The sequence below is a fragment of the Methylobacterium sp. Leaf112 genome, from assembly GCF_001423295.1.
GTDB lineage: Bacteria > Pseudomonadota > Alphaproteobacteria > Rhizobiales > Beijerinckiaceae > Methylobacterium.
In genome coordinates this window covers 280,269-297,603 of sequence record NZ_LMNG01000030.1, presented here as the reverse complement: position 1 = coordinate 297,603, position 17,335 = coordinate 280,269, and the positions used below count along the sequence as shown (strand labels likewise).

Annotated in this window: 15 protein-coding genes, 1 tRNA gene and 1 pseudogene; 12 read left to right on the top strand and 5 right to left on the bottom strand. The window is 70.0% G+C overall.

The genetic code is table 11. The features are described 5' to 3' along the window. Nucleotides 1–228: 228 nt before the first annotated feature. The 5 genes from purB (at nt 229) to ASF52_RS15275 (ending at nt 5,871) form a co-directional block, all read left to right on the top strand. Entirely contained in the window at nt 229–1,536 is a 1,308-nt protein-coding gene (gene purB, locus ASF52_RS15295) for an adenylosuccinate lyase (protein ID WP_056173791.1), read from the top strand. A 60-nt stretch (nt 1,537–1,596) separates the two neighbouring features. Further along, nucleotides 1,597–2,457, top strand: a complete 861-nt coding sequence (locus tag ASF52_RS15290; RefSeq protein ID WP_056173786.1) for a D-amino-acid transaminase — start codon at nt 1,597–1,599, stop codon at nt 2,455–2,457. A gap of 154 nt (nt 2,458–2,611) precedes the next feature. Next, nucleotides 2,612–2,899, top strand: a complete 288-nt coding sequence (locus ASF52_RS15285; RefSeq protein WP_082479298.1) for a hypothetical protein — start codon at nt 2,612–2,614, stop codon at nt 2,897–2,899. A 169-nt stretch (nt 2,900–3,068) separates the two neighbouring features. Further along, nucleotides 3,069–4,361, top strand: coding sequence for an adenylosuccinate synthase (locus ASF52_RS15280; RefSeq protein WP_056173780.1), 1,293 nt, complete (start codon nt 3,069–3,071; stop codon nt 4,359–4,361). Between the two features lie 79 nt (nt 4,362–4,440). Next, nucleotides 4,441–5,871 (top strand): hypothetical protein, encoded by a 1,431-nt coding sequence (locus ASF52_RS15275; RefSeq protein ID WP_056173777.1) that lies wholly within the window; start codon nt 4,441–4,443, stop codon nt 5,869–5,871. A 77-nt stretch (nt 5,872–5,948) separates the two neighbouring features. Here the strand turns inward: ASF52_RS15275 and rpoH are convergent, their stop codons facing one another. After that, nucleotides 5,949–6,839, bottom strand: coding sequence for an RNA polymerase sigma factor RpoH (gene rpoH, locus ASF52_RS15270; RefSeq protein WP_056173774.1), 891 nt, complete (start codon nt 6,837–6,839; stop codon nt 5,949–5,951). A gap of 261 nt (nt 6,840–7,100) precedes the next feature. Next, nucleotides 7,101–8,105 carry an RluA family pseudouridine synthase gene (locus ASF52_RS15265; protein WP_056173768.1) on the bottom strand — a complete coding sequence of 335 codons (1,005 nt, stop codon included), beginning with the start codon at nt 8,103–8,105 and terminating at the stop codon, nt 7,101–7,103. A 200-nt stretch (nt 8,106–8,305) separates the two neighbouring features. Here ASF52_RS15265 and ASF52_RS15260 point away from each other — a divergent pair. Then, nucleotides 8,306–8,380, top strand: a tRNA-Glu gene (locus tag ASF52_RS15260). Nucleotides 8,381–8,694: 314 nt separating this feature from the next. Then, the gene (locus ASF52_RS22985) at nt 8,695–8,868 is read left to right on the top strand and encodes a hypothetical protein (protein WP_200927096.1); all 174 of its coding nucleotides are present in this window, start codon (nt 8,695–8,697) and stop codon (nt 8,866–8,868) included. 49 nt (nt 8,869–8,917) lie between these two features. Here ASF52_RS22985 and ASF52_RS15255 read toward each other — a convergent pair whose 3' ends face one another. Further along, nucleotides 8,918–9,817, bottom strand: a complete 900-nt coding sequence (locus ASF52_RS15255; protein ID WP_056173765.1) for a metallophosphoesterase family protein — start codon at nt 9,815–9,817, stop codon at nt 8,918–8,920. A gap of 85 nt (nt 9,818–9,902) precedes the next feature. Further along, nucleotides 9,903–10,379, bottom strand: a pseudogene (locus tag ASF52_RS15250) (VIT1/CCC1 transporter family protein); the annotation flags it as partial. Between the two features lie 313 nt (nt 10,380–10,692). Here ASF52_RS15250 and ASF52_RS15245 point away from each other — a divergent pair. The 4 genes from ASF52_RS15245 to ASF52_RS15230 all read left to right on the top strand — a co-directional run bounded on the left by ASF52_RS15245 (nt 10,693) and on the right by ASF52_RS15230 (nt 14,444). Next, entirely contained in the window at nt 10,693–11,415 is a 723-nt protein-coding gene (locus ASF52_RS15245) for a lysophospholipid acyltransferase family protein (protein WP_056173759.1), read from the top strand. Further along, nucleotides 11,412–12,758, top strand: a complete 1,347-nt coding sequence (locus ASF52_RS15240) for a 3-deoxy-D-manno-octulosonic acid transferase (RefSeq protein WP_082515335.1) — start codon at nt 11,412–11,414, stop codon at nt 12,756–12,758. The genes ASF52_RS15245 and ASF52_RS15240 overlap by 4 nt, the downstream gene beginning before the upstream one ends. A gap of 10 nt (nt 12,759–12,768) precedes the next feature. Continuing rightward, nucleotides 12,769–13,746, top strand: a complete 978-nt coding sequence (gene lpxK, locus ASF52_RS15235; RefSeq protein WP_056173756.1) for a tetraacyldisaccharide 4'-kinase — start codon at nt 12,769–12,771, stop codon at nt 13,744–13,746. 65 nt (nt 13,747–13,811) lie between these two features. Continuing rightward, nucleotides 13,812–14,444, top strand: coding sequence for a LysE family translocator (locus ASF52_RS15230; protein ID WP_056173753.1), 633 nt, complete (start codon nt 13,812–13,814; stop codon nt 14,442–14,444). A gap of 4 nt (nt 14,445–14,448) precedes the next feature. Here ASF52_RS15230 and ASF52_RS15225 read toward each other — a convergent pair whose 3' ends face one another. Beyond that, the gene (locus ASF52_RS15225; protein ID WP_156630167.1) at nt 14,449–15,348 is read right to left on the bottom strand and encodes a metal ABC transporter solute-binding protein, Zn/Mn family; all 900 of its coding nucleotides are present in this window, start codon (nt 15,346–15,348) and stop codon (nt 14,449–14,451) included. Nucleotides 15,349–15,533: 185 nt separating this feature from the next. On the opposite strand from ASF52_RS15225, the gene ASF52_RS15220 reads away from it, so the two are divergent. Then, the gene (locus ASF52_RS15220; RefSeq protein ID WP_056173746.1) at nt 15,534–17,315 is read left to right on the top strand and encodes an ABC transporter ATP-binding protein; all 1,782 of its coding nucleotides are present in this window, start codon (nt 15,534–15,536) and stop codon (nt 17,313–17,315) included. Nucleotides 17,316–17,335 lie beyond the last annotated feature (20 nt).

The window sequence follows — 17,335 nt, the reverse complement described above, 5'->3', positions numbered from 1 at the left end:
CTAAGAGCCGGTCCAGTAAGGCGGTTAAGTTGCCCGCAATGGACAGGAAATCCGTCCTCCTTCGACATCGGAATGTTTCCAGATTGTAATCGAAACTCCAGCATCTCGATAAAAATATCACATTTGTTAGGGCCTCCCGGGCCGCCGGACTTCGGTTGAGGCAGCACCCCCGCCCATGCTAGGCGCCCCTCAGCACCCGTCTGCATCGCGAAAACCTCCGAGGCGCCCATGATCCCCCGTTACAGCCGCCCCGAGATGACCGCGATCTGGTCGCCCGAGACCCGCTTCAAGATCTGGTTCGAGATCGAGGCCCACGCCACGACGGCGCTGGCCGAGATCGGCGTGGTGCCGAAAGCCGCCGCCGACACGATCTGGGAGAAGGGCCGCGACGCCGTGTTCGATGTCGCGCGCATCGACGCCATCGAGGCGGTGACGAAGCACGACGTCATCGCCTTCCTCACCCATCTCGCCGAGATCGTCGGCCCCGAGGCCCGCTTCGTCCACCAGGGCATGACCTCGTCGGACGTTCTCGACACCTGCTTCAACGTGCAGCTCGTGCGCGCCGCCGATCTCCTCATCGCCGACGTCGACGCGTTGCTCGCCGCGATCAAGCGCCGGGCGTTCGAGCACAAGCTGACGCCGACCATCGGCCGCTCTCACGGCATCCACGCCGAACCCGTCACCTTCGGCCTCAAGCTCGCCCAGGCCTATGCCGAGTTCGAGCGCAATCGCGCCCGCCTCGTGGCGGCCCGCGAGGAAGTGGCGACCTGCGCCATCTCGGGGGCGGTCGGCACCTTCGCCAACATCGATCCGCGCGTGGAGGAGTACGTCGCGAAAGCCATGGGCCTGTCGCCGGAGCCGGTCTCGACCCAGGTGATCCCGCGCGACCGCCACGCCATGTTCTTCGCGACGCTGGGCGTGGTGGCGAGCTCGGTGGAGCGCCTCTCCATCGAGGTGCGCCACCTCCAGCGCACGGAAGTGCTGGAGGCCGAAGAGTTCTTCTCGGAAGGGCAGAAGGGCTCCTCGGCCATGCCGCACAAGCGCAACCCCGTGCTCACCGAGAACCTCACGGGCCTCGCCCGCATGGTGCGCTCCTACGCCCTCCCGGCCATGGAGAACGTCGCCCTCTGGCACGAGCGCGACATCTCGCATTCCTCCGTCGAGCGGATGATCGGCCCGGACAGCACCGTGACCCTGGATTTCGCCCTCGGCCGCCTCACCGGCGTCATCGACAAGCTGTTGATCTATCCCGAGCAGATGCAGCGCAACCTCGACAAGCTCGGCGGCCTCGTCCACTCGCAGCGCGTTCTCCTGGCCCTGACCCAGGCCGGCGTCTCGCGCGAGGATTCGTACCGCCTGGTCCAGCGCAACGCGATGCCGGTCTGGCGCGGCGAGGGCGACTTCCTCACCCTGCTCAAGGCCGACACCGACGTGACCGCCGCCCTGAGCCCGGCGGAGATCGAGGCCTGCTTCGACCTCGGCTACCACTTCAAGCACGTCGACACGATCTTTTCACGGGTGTTCGGGGCTTCCTGAGCCCCGTCGCACAAATCCTGCGTCGCGCCCTTCCCATCGGCGATTCAAAGGTCCCGCTCCGTGTCGAACCCCCGCATCGTCTACCTCAACGGCGACTTCCTCCCCTTCGAAGACGCGCGGGTGCCGATCATGGATCGCGGCTTCCTGTTCGCCGATGGGATCTACGAGGTCTCGGCGATCCTCGATCGCCGCCTCGTCGACAACGAAGCGCATCTCGCCCGCCTCGACCGGTCGCTCGGTGAGATCGACATCGCCAATCCGCACACGCTGGCCGAGTGGGTCGCCCTGCAGACGGAGCTCGTCGCCCGCAACGGCGTCACCGAGGGCCTCGTCTACATGCAGGTGACGCGCGGCGTGTACGAGCGTGACTTCGCCTATCCGCCGGCCGGCACCGCGCCGACCGTGATGATGTTCACGCAGGCGAAGACCGTGGCGGCCAACCCCCTGGCGGCCAAGGGCGCCCGGGTGATCACCGTGCCGGACCTTCGCTGGAAGCGCCGGGACATCAAGTCCATCGCGCTGCTGGCCCAGGTGCTCGCCAAGCAGCAGGCCGCCGCCGCGGGCGTCAGCGAGGCCTGGATGGTCGAGGACGATGCGGTGACGGAGGGCTCGTCGTCGACGGCCTTCATCGTCACGGCCGGCGGCACCCTGGTGACCCGTCCGCTCTCGACGGCGCTCCTGCCCGGCATCACCCGGCAGGCGGTGCTGCGTCTCGCCGCCGAATCCGGACTTGCCCTGGAGGAGCGCCTGTTCTCCGTGGCCGAGGCCCACGCGGCGGCGGAGGCGTTCTATACCAGCGCCTCGGCCTTTGTGATGCCGGTGGTGGAACTCGACGGGCAGCCCATCGGCACCGGCGCCCCCGGCCCCCACACCCTGAGCCTGCGCGAACTCTATCTCGAACTCGCCCGCGCGAGCGATTGAATCCCGCACGGCCGCAGGACATCCGTCTCACGCCAGGAACACACTCACGCCAGGAACACACTCAAGCCAGGAACGCACTCACGCCAGGAACGCATCGGCCCCGGATCGGTTCTTCCGGCACGAACCCTGTCTTCCAGAAGGTGTCACGATGCGCATGATATGGCCCCTGGCCGCCGGCCTGAGCCTGCTGGCGACCGCCGCCTTCGCTCAGGTAACGGCGCCGAGCAGCCCGGTTCCCGACAAGATTCAGCCCGATGCCGGCCCGCCCGGCACCGGTGGCACCCTGAGCGACCGACTCGAGAAGAACGACGGCGTGATCAAGCCGCCGGGCAACACGGCCCCCGGCATGGTGGTGCGCCCGCCCGATCCGAACCCGGGCTCCATGCCGGTGATCAAGCCGGGCGACCTCCCCGGTCGCGAGCCGGGCACCGAGGCCAAGTAGCCGCCCTCGGGCGACCGCACGGTACGTATTCCCCCGGTGATTCGGAGCCGGATCGGCCAGTTGCTTGATTTCCGGCTACGGATCGCAGAAAGACCCGAGGAACGTGGGACGGTCCGGCCTCCATGGCCGGATCGTTTTCGCGCGGGTCCTCGGGACAGGTCTTGAGTGAATGGCAAACGTCGTCGTCGTAGGCGCCCAATGGGGTGACGAAGGCAAAGGCAAGATCGTCGACTGGCTCTCCGAGCAGGCCGACGTGGTGGTGCGCTTCCAGGGCGGCCACAATGCCGGCCACACCCTCGTGATCAACGGCGTGACCTATAAGCTGGCCCTGCTGCCCTCGGGCGTGGTGCGGGGCGGCAAGTTGTCGGTGATCGGCAACGGCGTCGTGGTCGATCCGTGGCACCTCGTCGACGAGATCGCCCGGCTTCAGGCCCAGGGCGTCGAGATCTCGCCGAAAACCCTGCGGATCGCCGATAACGCCACGCTGATCCTACCTCTGCACCGCGAGCTCGACCATTTTCGCGAGACCTCGAACGCGGGTCTCAAGATCGGTACGACGAAGCGCGGCATCGGACCGGCCTACGAGGACAAGGTCGGGCGCCGCGCCATCCGGGTCGTCGATCTCGCCGACGAGAGCACGCTGGCCGCCAAGATCGAGCGGGTCCTGACCCACCACAACGCCCTTCGGCGCGGCCTCGGCATTGAGGAGGTCGATGCCGACGCCCTACTCGCCGAACTGAAGGCCATCGCGCCCACCATCCTGCCCTACGCCGACACCGTCTGGAAGCTCCTCGACGAGGAGCGCCGGGCCGGCAAGCGCATCCTGTTCGAGGGCGCGCAGGGCGCGCTCCTCGACGTCGACCACGGCACCTATCCGTTCGTGACCTCGTCCAACATCGTGGCGGCGCAGGCCGCGACGGGCTCCGGCATGGGGCCCTCGGCCATCGGCTACGTGTTGGGCATCGCGAAAGCGTACACCACCCGGGTCGGCGAAGGTCCGTTCCCCACGGAGCTGTTCGACGAGATCGGCGAGACCATCGGCGCGAAGGGCCGCGAGTTCGGCGTCAACACCGGGCGCAAGCGCCGCTGCGGCTGGTTCGACGCCGTTCTGGTGCGCCAGACCGTGAAGACCTCGGGCATCGACGGCATCGCGCTGACCAAGCTCGACATCCTCGACGGGTTCGAGACCATCCGGGTCTGTACCGGGTACCGCCTCGACGGACAGGTGATCGACCACCTGCCGGCGAACCAGGCGGCGCAGGCCAAGGTCGAACCCATCTACGAGGATATCGAGGGCTGGTCGGGCACGACGGCGGGGGCCCGCTCGTGGGCCGATCTCCCGGCTCAGGCGATCAAGTACGTGCGCCGCATCGAGGAACTCATCGGTGCGCCGGTAGCGCTGCTCTCGACTTCGCCGGAGCGCGACGACACCATTCTGATGCACAGCCCCTTCGAGGATTAACGCGTCTGAGAGGATGGGCGGCGCATCCGCTCTCGGGCGGGGTGCCGGCCCGCCCTGAGTTGAGCGGACCCCAGTCACGATGGCCGATTACTACCCCTTGCTGGCGCGCGCCCTCGAAGCGATGCCGGACCGTTCGCCGGCCCTTCGCAAGGCCGTGTACGAGCGTGCGCGCAGCGCCCTGATCGGCCAGCTTCGCTCCCTCGATCCCCCCCTGTCCGAGGCGGATATCGATATTGAGGCGCGGGCCCTCGAGACCGCCATCGATCGGCTCGAGACCGAGCACGGCCCTCCGGCCCCCGAGCCCTTGGCCGAGCCTCCGTCCGAGCCCGTGCCGGAACTCAAGCCCGAGCCCGAGCAGCCCGTCACAGCGGATGCGTTGCGGGATCTGCCGGAATCGCTGCCGGACGCCCCCGGGTCGGAGCCCCTGCGCCCCACCGCTCCGGCCCCGGAGCCGTTCCTGCCGCCGGCGCCCCCGCCGGACCTCGGCCGGACCCCGTTCATGCCGCCGGAGGAGCCGGCGAGCGCGCCGATCATCCCGATCCAGGCCCGCAAGGGTCGGTCGCCCGCCGCCGTGGCCGATCCCGCCGCCGAGGCGGTGTCGTCCTCGACGGACGCGTCCGCCCAGGAACCGGCGTCCGACGACCTCGTGGCCGATGCGGGCGGTGCCCGTCAGCGCCCGCGCATCGACGTGGTCGCGCCGCGGGCCGGACGGTCGCGCCTCCTGCGCAACGCCGTCGTGGGAGCCGTGCTGTTCACCGTCATCGGCCTGATCGCGGTGGCGGCGTTTCTGTTGCGCGACAAGCCGGCCGACCTTCAACCCCTGGCCGAGCAACAGGACACGGCGCAGGACAGCGCCGAGACCAAGTATGCCGACCGTATCGGTGGCGACCCCGTGGCGCCGCCGGCGCCGGCACGGCCTGCGCAGGCGCCTTCCTCGGCGGGCGCCGTGCAGCCGGACGTCTCCGTGGCGCAGCGCGCCGTCCTCTACGAGGAGAACACGTCCGCCACCAACGCCCAGCCGACCGTTGTGCAGGGGCGCGTCCTCTGGCGCCTCGAAACCGTGAACGGCGAGCGCGGTCAGGCCCTCGAAACGGCCGTTCGCGCGAACGTGGAGTTCCCCGAGGCGGGGATCACCCTGCAGATGACCATCAATCGCAATCTCGATGCGAGCTTGCCGGCATCGCACACCATCGAGCTCGCCTTCACCACGGACGGCACCAATGCCGCGCGCCGGACGGTGCAGGACATCGGGCTGCTTCAGGCCAAGGACGAGGAGAATGCCCGCGGGTCGCCGGTCTCGGGCCTGCCGGTACGGGTGCGGGAGAACCTGTTCCTCATCGGTCTGTCGTCCCTGCGCAACGACATCGACCGCAACACCGACCTGCTCCTTCACCGGAACTGGCTCGAACTCGCGGTGAAGTTCAACTCCGGTGCGCGCGCGATCATCAATTTCGAGAAGGGCGCGGCGGGCACGCAGGTGATGGAGAAAGCCTTCGCGCAGTGGCGCTGACGGGCCGGGACCGCTGACACGACAAGGGCGGCCCGAGCGCTTCGGGCCGCCCTTGTCGTTTGAAGTCGTCGCTCCGCTCAGGCGTGGGCGGCTGCGCGCGGTGCCTCGCGGGACGCCAGGTTGCGCTTGACCGCCTCCTGGATCTTCTCGAAGGCACGCACCTCGATCTGCCGCACGCGCTCGCGCGAGACGCCGAACTCGCCCGACAGGTCCTCGAGGGTGATCGGATCGTCGGCCAGACGCCGCGCCTCGAAGATGCGGCGCTCGCGGGCATTGAGCACCGAGAGGGCATCGCGCAGGGCCGAGAGCCGGTTCTGGCCTTCTTCCTCACGGGCGAGCACCGTCTCCTGGCTCGGGCTGTTGTCGACCAGCCAATCCTGCCACTCGCCTTCGCCTTCCTCGCGCAACGGCGCATTGAGGGAGGTGTCGCCCGAGAGGCGACGGTTCATGTCGATCACCTCCTGCTCGGGCACGCCGAGCTTGACGGCGATCTGCGCCACCTGATCCGGCTTGAGGTCGCCCTCTTCCAGGGCCGAGATGCGGCCCTTGGCCTTGCGCAGGTTGAAGAACAGCTTCTTCTGGTTGGCGGTGGTTCCCATCTTCACGAGGGACCACGAGCGCAGGATGTATTCCTGGATTGCCGCCTTGATCCACCACATGGCGTAGGTGGCCAAGCGGAAGCCCTTGTCCGGCTCGAAACGCTTGACCGCCTGCATCAGGCCGACATTGCCCTCGGACACGACTTCGCCGATGGGCAGGCCGTAGCCGCGATAGCCCATGGCGATCTTGGCCACGAGGCGCAGGTGCGAGGTGACGAGGCGATGGGCGGCGCCACGATCGCCCTTCTCCCGCCAATCCTTCGCGAGCGTGAACTCCTCGTTCGGCTCCAGCATCGGAAACTTGCGGATCTCATCGAGGTAGCGCGACAGGCCACCCTCGGTGGCGAGCACGGGCAATGCGCCGGCCATGGTCTTCCTCCTTGAATGGTCCCCGAATGGGCGGACCCGAACCGAACCGCCGCTCCCTTGAGCCGGCGTTTCGGCTCCCCATCTCTACCGGGAAACAGAAGACCCCGGAAGGCGGCTCGCCCAACGAACATCGCGGTCAACGCGCGATGTCGCCGATGGCTCAGGGGTGACACGAAACGCCGCGCCGGGCGGTGCCGTTCCGCACGCCCTTCGGGTCCGGGCTTGACTGTGACAGATGCGCCACGCGGGTACTGCGTTCCCTCAGGTCGTCGCCCCCTTCTTCCGCAGCGCCGACAGGAGCGCCTCCATCTCGGGCGGCAACGGCGACTCGAAGTGTAGGGTCTCGCCCGTGCGCGGATGGGCGAAGCCGAGCACGCTGGCGTGCAGGGCCTGACGCCCGAGGGCCAGGAGCGCGGCACGGGCCTCCTCGCCCAGCCGCGTGGCCTTGGTCTTGAACGCGCTGCCGTAGACGGCGTCGCCCAGGAGCGGGTGGCCGCGATGGCTCATGTGCACCCGGATCTGGTGCGTGCGTCCGGTCTCCAGCTCGCACCGGACCAGGGCGACCAGACCCATCGCGTCGAGGGCTTCCTCGACATGGTAGTGCGTGATGGCCTCCCGACCCGTCTCGGCCCGCACCACGGCGATCTTCTCACGATTTCGGATGCTGCGGGCGAGATAGGCGTCGATGGTGCCGATGCGCGGCTCGGGCACGCCCCAGACCAGGGCGCGGTAGACCCGCTCCAGGGGGCCGGTGCGGCCGTGATCGGCGAACTGCTCGGTCAGGCCTTTGTGCGCCCGGTCGTTCTTGGCCACCACGAGGAGCCCGCTCGTGTCCTTATCGAGACGGTGGACGATTCCCGGCCGCCGCACGCCGCCGATCCCCGACAGGCTGTCGCCGCAATGGGCGATGAGGCCGTTAACCAGGGTGCCGGAATCATGTCCGGGCGCGGGGTGGACCACCAGACCCGCCGGCTTGTCGATGACGATCAGGTCGCTGTCCTCGTAGACCACGACGAGATCCTGGGTCTCGCCCTGCGGGGTCGCCGCCACGGCGGTCGGGATCGTCACGGCGAGTTCGGTGCCGGGCCCGACCTTCACCGACAGATCGAGCACCACCGCGCCGTTGCGTGTCACCTGTCCGGTCCGGATCAGATCCTGCAGGCGCGCCCGCGACACGTCCGGGAATGCCCGCGCCAGGGCGCGGTCGAGGCGCTCCGGCGTCACGTCGTCGGCGAGTGTCGCCCGACGGTCCTCTGGTTGCTGCAACGATCGTCCCTCCGCCCCGTTCACCGCGACCCGGACGGATCGCGCAAAATCACGCGCGGGGGCACTTGCTCCCTCGCCGGACCGTCGCTATACGATCGCAACACCGCCGGGAAGCTTCCTCCCGCCGGACGGTCCCACGGGATCGGAGTGAACGGGAAGCGGCGTCGGTGCCCCAAGGGGGCCGCGTTGGATTGAAGACCGCGCCCATCGTCTAGCGGTTAGGACAGGTCCCTCTCACGGATCAGACCGGGGTTCGATTCCCCGTGGGCGCGCCAATCCACTTTATCTCCAGTCTACTTGATTCGGTGCAAGTCGAGTTGATTCGCTTCAAGTCGAGGCATTCGCCCGACGCGTTGTTTCCGCTGGTCGCAAAGATCGTCCAGGGCGTGACGCGCTGCGGAACTTGCGAAGCGCCGGTGGTCATTCCCCAAAATCCGTTCTGTCGACCTTATTCATGCCGCGGATGGTGCGTTGCCGCAACGAAAGTCTTGTGCGCGCGCCGGGCTCGGCCTTGCTGCGTCTTAAGTTTGGGTTACCATCGGCGACTTCACAGCGTTCGACGATTCCAGATCGAGACAAGGTGTTTGCCATGTCCCAGACCATTCGCGTCACGCCGACCCACGATGGCACCTATACTGTCTATCGTGGGACTGAAGTCCTGGTGAGCGGCCTCACTCGCACCCAGGCTGAGCGCTACGAGGCCGATCTCGGTTTCCTCGCCTCCCTCGGCACGCCCAACCGCCCGACCGGCCTCTCCGCCTGACGGGCTATCCCGGCGTCGCCCGTCCGCGGGCGACGCACCTGCGCGCCGGTCAAGCTGGCGTCAATCGTAGCGGTCCGCGATCGTCGATGAGGCCGGTTTCCGTGAGTCCCCGCTCCCGCCCCGCGATGCCGTAGCCGGCGGGACCGCGCGTGATGGTGTACAGGTAGTAGCTCGCCCGCCGGTTCGGTCCGCCCTCGCGGGCCGAGGCCGAGGTGCATCCCACCACCGGCACCGGCCGTCCCCCAGGCCCCTTCGCGAAATGCACGCTGCCGACGTGGTTGTGGCCGTGCAGGATGAGGTCGGCTCCGGCCTGCGCGATCATCGCCATGAACGCTTCGGCATCCTTCAGTTCACGCCCCGACGAGGCACCGCCCGGATGGGGCGGATGGTGGATCATCACCACCCGGCACGGCGGTTCGGCCTCGGCGCCGAGGCGTTCCAAGATGCCGCGAGCCGCCACGATCTGCGGTGGGCCGAGGCGCCCGCTGGCCACGAACGGCTTCGTCGGGATCGCCGAAGACAGGCCGATGAGCGCCACGGGGCCGCGGCGGCGCAGATAGGGGAACACGCCCGGCGTGCCGTCGTCGTCCGTGGTCCAGGCGCCGCAGGCGGCCAGCAGCCCGTCGAGGGAGCCGCGCACGTAGGCGTCGTGGTTGCCCGGCACGAAGCTCACCGCCTCGGGATCGCCCAGGGCCTCCAGGAACACCCGTGAGGTCGCCCACTCGCTCGGCAGGCCGATGTTGCAGAGGTCGCCCGTACAGGCGATGTGGTCGTGCGGCTGCGTCTGCAGGTCGGCCACCAGGGCGGCGAGCAGGTCCATGTCGTGGGCGTTCTTGCGCCCGCGCCGCCAGTTCACGTAGCCCGTGGCGCGCTTGCTGAAGAGCTGGCGCAGGCGCGGGCGCGGCAGCGGCCCGACATGCGGGTCGGTGATGTGGGCGAGGCGGAACATGCGTGTCCGTTGCGGATGGAAGTCACGCCCGGCATCGCCACTCGCGGCGGCGGGGTCAACCCGGTCGGCGCGCACCACACGCCACTCACGCGCTGCCGATGACGATGCCGGTCGCCAGCACGAGGGCGCCGCCCAGCACCACCTGAAGCGCGGCCCGCCAGAACGGTGTGGCCATGTAGCGCGTGCGGATGCCGGCAATGAGGAACAGCTCGATGACGACCACCAGGACGGCGAGACCCGTCGCCACGGCGAACGCATTCGGCCACGCATCGGGGATCAGGTACGGCAGCGTATGCCCCAGGCCGCCCAGCGTCGTCATCACGCCGCAGACGAGACCGCGCATCCAGGGCGATCCACGTCCGGTGATCGACCCGTCATCCGACAGGGCCTCGGTGAAGCCCATGCTGATACCGGCACCGAGGGAGGCGGCCAGCCCGACGAGGAAGGTCGCGCCGTTGCTGTGCGTGGCGAAGGCCGCGGCGAAGATCGGCGCCAGGGTCGAGACCGAGCCGTCGATGAGTCCGGCGAGCGCCGGCTGAACGTAGCGGAGGACGAAAGCCCGGTTCGCGTCGGTTGCCGCATCCGGGGTTGGGGAAGGAATGCGCGTCTCGGCGCCCGCAGTCGCGATCATCGCCCGGTCGCCAGTTTTGATTCATTCCAATCTATAATTTAGAACTGTTATGAAAAAGCGATTTTGTCGGGTGTCGACGGGGATTTGCCGCCTTTCGTCGAAAATCGGACCGGGGGTGCACGGAGGCCGAGCGTTGCGCCCCTGCGGGGAACGGCGCTAGACACCGCCCGGCGACGGCCAAGGCGGCCCTTCCCGGCCCTCTCGCCGGGTCGGTCCGCGCACCTCGCCGCGAAGGCGTTGCATCATGAGTGTCCTCAAGCGCATCGGCCGCGCCCCAGCGGTCCAGCAGGCCCTCGGCCGCGCCGCGGGCGGGTACCTGCGCCTCGTGCGCGCCACCAACCGCTTTTCCATGGAGCCGGCCGAGCCCGATCCCTGGCTCGACGGCCTCGGGCCGTTCATCGCCGGCATGTGGCACGGCCAGCACACGATGATCTCGTTCATGCGCCGGCCGCACGACCGCATCGCCACGATCATCTCGCGCTCGGCCGACGGCAACATCAACACCATCGCGTTGGAGCGCATGGGCGTGCGGGTGATCCGGGCGTCGGGCGCGCGCGGGCGGGCCGTGCGCGACGTGAAGGCCAAGGGCGGTGCCGAGGGCCTGCGCGCCATGCTGCGCGCCCTGAAGAACGGTGAATCCGTCGCCTTCAGCGCCGACGTGCCGAAGGTCTCGCGCCGCTGCGACGCCGGCATCCTCACCCTCGCCCGCTTCTCCGGCCGGCCTATCGTGCCCGTGGCCGTGGTCACCAGCCGGCACCTGCGGCTGAACAGCTGGGACCGGGCCTGCTTCGGCCTCCCGTTCGGGCGCGGCGCCATGGTGTTCGGCACGCCGATCCACGTGCCCCGCGAGACCGGACCCGAGGCGTTCGAGGCGTTGCGCCTCGCGGTGGAGGCAGAGATGAACCGCGTTCACGACCGCGCCTATACCCTCGTCGGCCGCACCGACCGGGTGGGAAACCCCGCATGAGAGCGCCGGCTCAGCCCGCGTCGGTGAAGGCGATCCCCACCAAGGCCCCGCCCCTGACGGCGATCCTGAAGCTCTATCGCTACGGTCTCCTCGTCGGCGAGCCGGCGGTGGCTGGTCTGCTGGCGTGGCGCTCGCGCCAGGGCAAGGAGGACCCGGGGCGCCTGTCCGAGCGCCGCGGCCTGCCCGGCCGCGCCCGCCCCATCGGCCGCCTCGTCTGGATGCACGGCGCCAGCGTCGGCGAGATCCTCTCCCTCGTCGGCCTCGTCGACGGCATGATCGCGCGGGGGTTCTCCGTCCTCGTCACCACGGGCACCCGCAGCGCCGCCGATCTCATCGGCAGCCGCCTGCCGTCGGGAGCCGTGCACCAGTACATGCCCCTCGACGCACCGCGCTGGGTCGGGCGCTTCCTCGACCATTGGCGGCCGGACCTCGCCCTGGTGGCGGAATCCGAGATCTGGCCCAGCACCGTCGCCGGCCTCCACGCCCGCGCCATTCCCCTGATCCTCGTCAACGGCCGGATGTCCGAGCGCTCGTTCCGCGGCTGGGGCCGTACGCCCCGCACCGCCCGCGCGCTCCTGGCGCGCATCTCCGTCTGCCTCGCGCAGACGGAGGAGGATGCGGCGCGCTTCGCCCAGCTCGGCACACCCCGGGTCGTCGTCTCGGGCAACCTCAAATACGATTCGGACGTGCCGCCCGTGGACGAGCAGCAGCTCGCGCACTTGCGCGACTGCATCGGCGACCGCCCCGTCTGGGTCGCGGCCAGCACCCATCCGGGCGAGGACGCCGTGGCGGCCCGCGTCCACGCGGTGCTGAAGCGCCGCTGGCCCGAAATCCTCACCATCGTGGTCCCGCGCCATCCCCATCGCGGCGGCGATGTCGCGGCCCGCGCCTCGGTCGAAGGATTGCGCAGCGCCCAGCGCTCCCAGGGCGGGCGCCCGCACGGGAGCATCGACCTGTACGTCGCCGACACGCTCGGCGAACTCGGCCTGTTCTATCGCCTGACGTCCCTGGTCTTTCTCGGTGGCTCCCTCGTGGAGCACGGCGGCCAGAACCCCATCGAGCCGACGCGCCTCGGCGCCGCGGTCCTGCACGGGCCGCACATCTTCAACTTCACGCAGGTCTACCGGGCCCTCGACGGTGCCGGTGGCGCCCGCTGCGTCGCCGACGCGGACGACCTTGCCGCGGCCCTCGCGGATTTTCTCGCCGAACCCGCCCGCATCGACGCCATCGCCCGCGCGGGAGCAGCGGCCCTCGCGCCGTTCGAGGGCGCCGTCGATCGCACCCTGGCGGTGCTCGATCCGTTCATCGCGCAGATGCGGCTCACCGCCATGACGGCGCAGTGAGCCGGGCCTGATGCGGCCCCCGGCCTTCTGGCATGCCGGGCCTGGGCACCCCGTCGCACGGGCTCTGGCGCCCCTCGCCGCCCTCTACGGCTGGCGCAGCGCCGCCAGGATGGACCGGCGGGGCACGCCCGGCCCCTGTCCCATCGTGTGCATCGGCAATTTCACCCTCGGCGGCGCCGGCAAGACGCCGACCGCCCTCGCGGTGGCCGGTCTCCTGCGCGACCTCGGCGCATCCCCGGCCTTCCTGACCCGTGGCTATGGCGGCCGCCTCGCCGGCCCGGTGCGCGTCGATCCCGACCGGCACGCCGCCGTGGACACCGGCGACGAACCCCTGCTGCTCGCCCGGTTCGCCCCCACCATCGTGGCGCGGGACCGGCTGGCGGGCGCGCCTCACTGCATCGAGGCGGGCGCCGACGTGATCGTCATGGACGACGGTCTGCAGAGCCCGGCGCTCGCCAAGGCTCTGTCCTTCGCGGTGGTGGATGCGGGGGTGGGCGTCGGCAACGGCCGCGTTTTCCCCGCCGGCCCCATGCGGGTGCCCCTCGCCCGGCAATGGCGCCACATCCACGGCCTCGTTCTCATCGGCGCCGGCGCCCCCGGCGAGACCGTGGCCGAGGACGCCGCGCACCGTGGGTTGCCGGTGCACCGCGCCCGGCTCGTCCCGGAAGGCAACTGGGCCGGGCGCCGGGTCCTGGCGTTCGCCGGTATCGGCCGGCCCGACAAGATGTTCGCCACCCTGCGCGAAGCCGGCGCCGACGTGGTCGCGACCCGCGCCTTCGCCGACCACCATCCCTACGGACGGGCCGAACTCGGCGCCCTCGCGGCGGAGGCGGTGCGCCTCGGCGTCGACCTCGTCACCACCCGGAAGGACCACGTCCGGCTGCCGCCCGAATTCGCCACCCGCGTCACGGTCCTGCCCGTGACCCTCGCGTTCGTCGATGCCGGTGCCCTCGCGGCGCAACTGGCGGACATCCTGCCCCGCCCCTGAGTGTCCGGTCCGCCCTCGTTCAAGTGTCCTTGTGGTTGTGCGCGATGGGGGGTTAGCGTCGGATCATGCCCGAATCGACCAGCCTCCTCGCCTTCGCCCTCGTCTCCCTCGGCATGGTCCTGACGCCGGGGCCGAACATGATCTACCTCGTGTCGCGCTCCATCGCGCAGGGGCCGCGGGCCGGGCTGATCTCCCTCGGCGGCGTCGCGCTCGGGTTCGTCGTCTACATGCTGTGCGCGGCCTTCGGCATCACCGCCCTGCTGCTCGCCGTGCCGTTCGCCTATGATACCCTGCGCTGGGCCGGGGCCGCCTACCTACTCTACCTCGCCTGGCAGGCCGTGCGGCCGGGCGGGCGCAGCCCGTTCGCGGCACGCGCCCTGCCCCATGACGGCCCGGGCCGGCTGTTCACCATGGGGTTCGTCACCAACCTGCTGAACCCGAAGATCGCGGTGATGTATCTGTCGCTGCTGCCGCAATTCATCGACCCGGCGCGGGGCAGCGTCCTCGTCCAGGCCCTGATCCTCGGCACGGTCCAGATCGTTGTGAGCGTCGGCGTGAACGCTTTCATCGCGGTGGGGGCCGGGTCGGTGTCCACCTTCCTCGGTGGCCGTCCGGCCTGGCAGGTGGCCCAGCGCTGGCTCATGGGCACGGTTCTGGCCGGCCTCGCCCTGCGCATGGCCGCCGAGTCGCGGCGCTGACGCGTCAGCGTGGGCCGAGCGCCCGCGCGAAGGCCGTCAGGTTGTTGCGCATCATCGCCACGTAGGTCGGTGCCGGGCCGTCGGGGCCCGACAGGGCATCGGAATAGACTTTGCCGCCGATGGCCGCACCGCTCTCGCGGGCGATCTGCTCCATGAGGCGCGGGTCGGCGATGGTTTCGAGGAACACCGCCGGGATCTTCTCCGCCCGGATCTGCCGGACGATCCGCGCCACGTCGCGCGGGCTCGCCTCGCTGTCCGTCGAGACCCCTTGCGGCGCGATGAAGGTCAGGCCGTAGGCGGCGGTGAAGTAGCCGAAGGCGTCGTGGGTGGTGATGATCCGCCGCTGTGCGGGGGGAATCTTCGCGATGGTGGCGCGGACCTCGCCTTCCAGGGCATCGAGTTCGCCGAGATAGGCCGTGGCCCGGGCCGCGTACGCCGCCGCATGGGCTGGATCGCGCTTGGCGAGCCCATCGCGGATGTTGGCGACGTAGACCTTGGCGTTGGCGATGCTCTGCCAGGCGTGCGGATCGGCGTGGTGGTCGTGGGCATGGCCGTGCCCATGGTCGTCGGCCTCCTCGATGGGCTTGATCCCCTTCGAGGTCACCACGACGGGTGCCTTGGCGCCGGACGCCTTGATGAGGCGGTCGATCCACCCCTCGAGTCCGAGGCCGTTGACGACCACCATGTCGGCCGCCGCGAGCGTGCGGGCGTCGCTCGGGGCCGGCGCGTAGCCGTGGGCATCGGCGTCGGGCTTGACCAGGGTGGTCACCGCCACCCGCTCGCCGCCGACCTGTGAGACGAGATCGCCGAGGATCGAGAACGTCGCCACCACACGGAGTTTTTCGGGGTCGGCCAGGGCCGGCGCCGCGCCGCAGAGAACGGCGAGCAGCAGGGCGAACGCCATCGGCAGTCCGGTCGGGAGGCGTCCACGCAACATCGGCAAAGGTCCTCGGTTCAGGCTTCCTCGGTTCAGTAGTGTAACATTATCACATTGCCAAGCCTGGATGCCTCGACTTGATCTCTCGTCCCCCCGGCCGCAAACACCGGCCGATCCGATTTCTCGGGGCGTTGAGAAAGTCATAAAAAACCATGGCGCGTCGGCCGCTCCTGAGGGGTGACACCCTCCCCCTCCTGGGCCGTGTCTGGCGCGAGTGGCTCAGCCCCCACCGGGCGACGCTGGCCGTGGTCCTCGTGCTCATCGCCATCGTGGGCGCGGCGACGGGGTTCTACCCGGCCCTCATCAAGGGCGCTTTCGACGCCTTCGACGCCAAGGACACGGCGGCCCTCGCCTACGGTCCCCTCATCGTCATCGCCATCACGTCGATCCGGGGCTTCGCCCTGTTCGGCCAGACGGTGCTGACCAACCGGGTGGTCACGCGGGTCGAGGCCGACATGCAGGCGGCCCTCTACGCCCACCTCATCGACTCGGATCTGGCCCAGCTCGGGCGCGAGAGCCCGGCCGCCTTCACCCAGCGCTTCACCACGGATTTCGCCTTCATCAAGGAGGCGCTCACCCGCATTTCCACGGTGCTCCTGCGCGACATCGCCATGCTCATCGCCCTGGTGGCGGCGCTGATCTGGATGGACCCGCTCCTGACCCTGGTGGCCGGCGTGACCGTGCCGTTCGTCGCCGGCCCCATCGGCCGGGTCGGCAAGAAGCTGCGCCGGGTCTCGACGACGACGCAGGAGCAGATGGGGCTCACCGCGAGCCTCATCTCCGAGAGCCTGCAGGGCGCGCGCATCGCCAAGACCTACGCGCTGGAAGGCTACCTCAAGGGCCGGGCGCAGGGGGCCTTCGACGAGGTACGCCGCCTCAAGATGAAGGCGGCCAACGCCCGCGGGCGCCTCGATCCGCTCCTCGAGATCGGCGGCGGCTTCGCCGTGGCCGCCGTGCTGGTGCTGGTCGGCCAGCGGGTGATGTCGGGCGAGCGCACGGTGGGGGATTTCACCGGCTACGTCGCAGCCCTGCTGCTCGCCGCTCAGCCGGCCCGGGCGCTCGGCACCCTCAACGCCATCCTGCAGGAGGCGGGCGCGGCCCTGCAGCGCTACTTCGCCCTCATGGACGAGGCCCCGCTGATCCGCGAGGCGGCGGACGCCAGGGACCTGCTGGTGGGCGGCGGCGCGATCCGCTTTTCCGACGTGCGCTTCCGCTACCGCGCCGACGCGCCGGCCCTGGAGGGGATCGACCTCGCCGTGCCGGCCGGCGCCACCGTGGCCCTCGTGGGGCGCTCGGGGTCGGGAAAATCCTCGCTCCTCAACCTCGTGCCGCGCCTCTACGACGTCGATGCCGGAGCCGTGTCCATCGACGGTCAGGACATCCGGCACGTGACCTTCGCGTCGCTCCGCCGGGCCGTTGCGGTGGTGTCCCAGGAGGTGGTGCTGTTCGACGACACGGTGGCAGCCAACATCGGCTTTGGCCGCCCCGGCGCCACCCGAGCCGAGATCGAGGCGGCGGCGGAGGCGGCGGCCGCCCACGGCTTCGTTTCGCGCCTGCCCGAGGGCTACGAATTTCGCGTCGGCCCCGCCGGTGGGCGGCTGTCGGGGGGGGAGCGCCAGCGCATCTCGCTCGCCCGCGCCTTCCTCAAGGACGCGCCGATCCTGCTCCTCGACGAGGCGACGAGTGCGCTCGATTCCGAGTCCGAGCGCCTCGTCCAGGCCGCGCTCCTGCGCCTCATGCGCGGGCGCACCACCCTCGTCATCGCCCACCGCCTCTCGACGGTGCGCGACGCCGATCTCATCGTGGTGATGGAGGCCGGCCGCGTCGCCGAGACCGGCACCCACACCGACCTCATGGGCCGTGGCGGAGCCTATGCCCGCCTGCACCGGATGCAGCTCTCGGGCGACGCCCCCGACGAGACCCTGGCGCCTTGAGGCGACGGCGTGACGCGCAC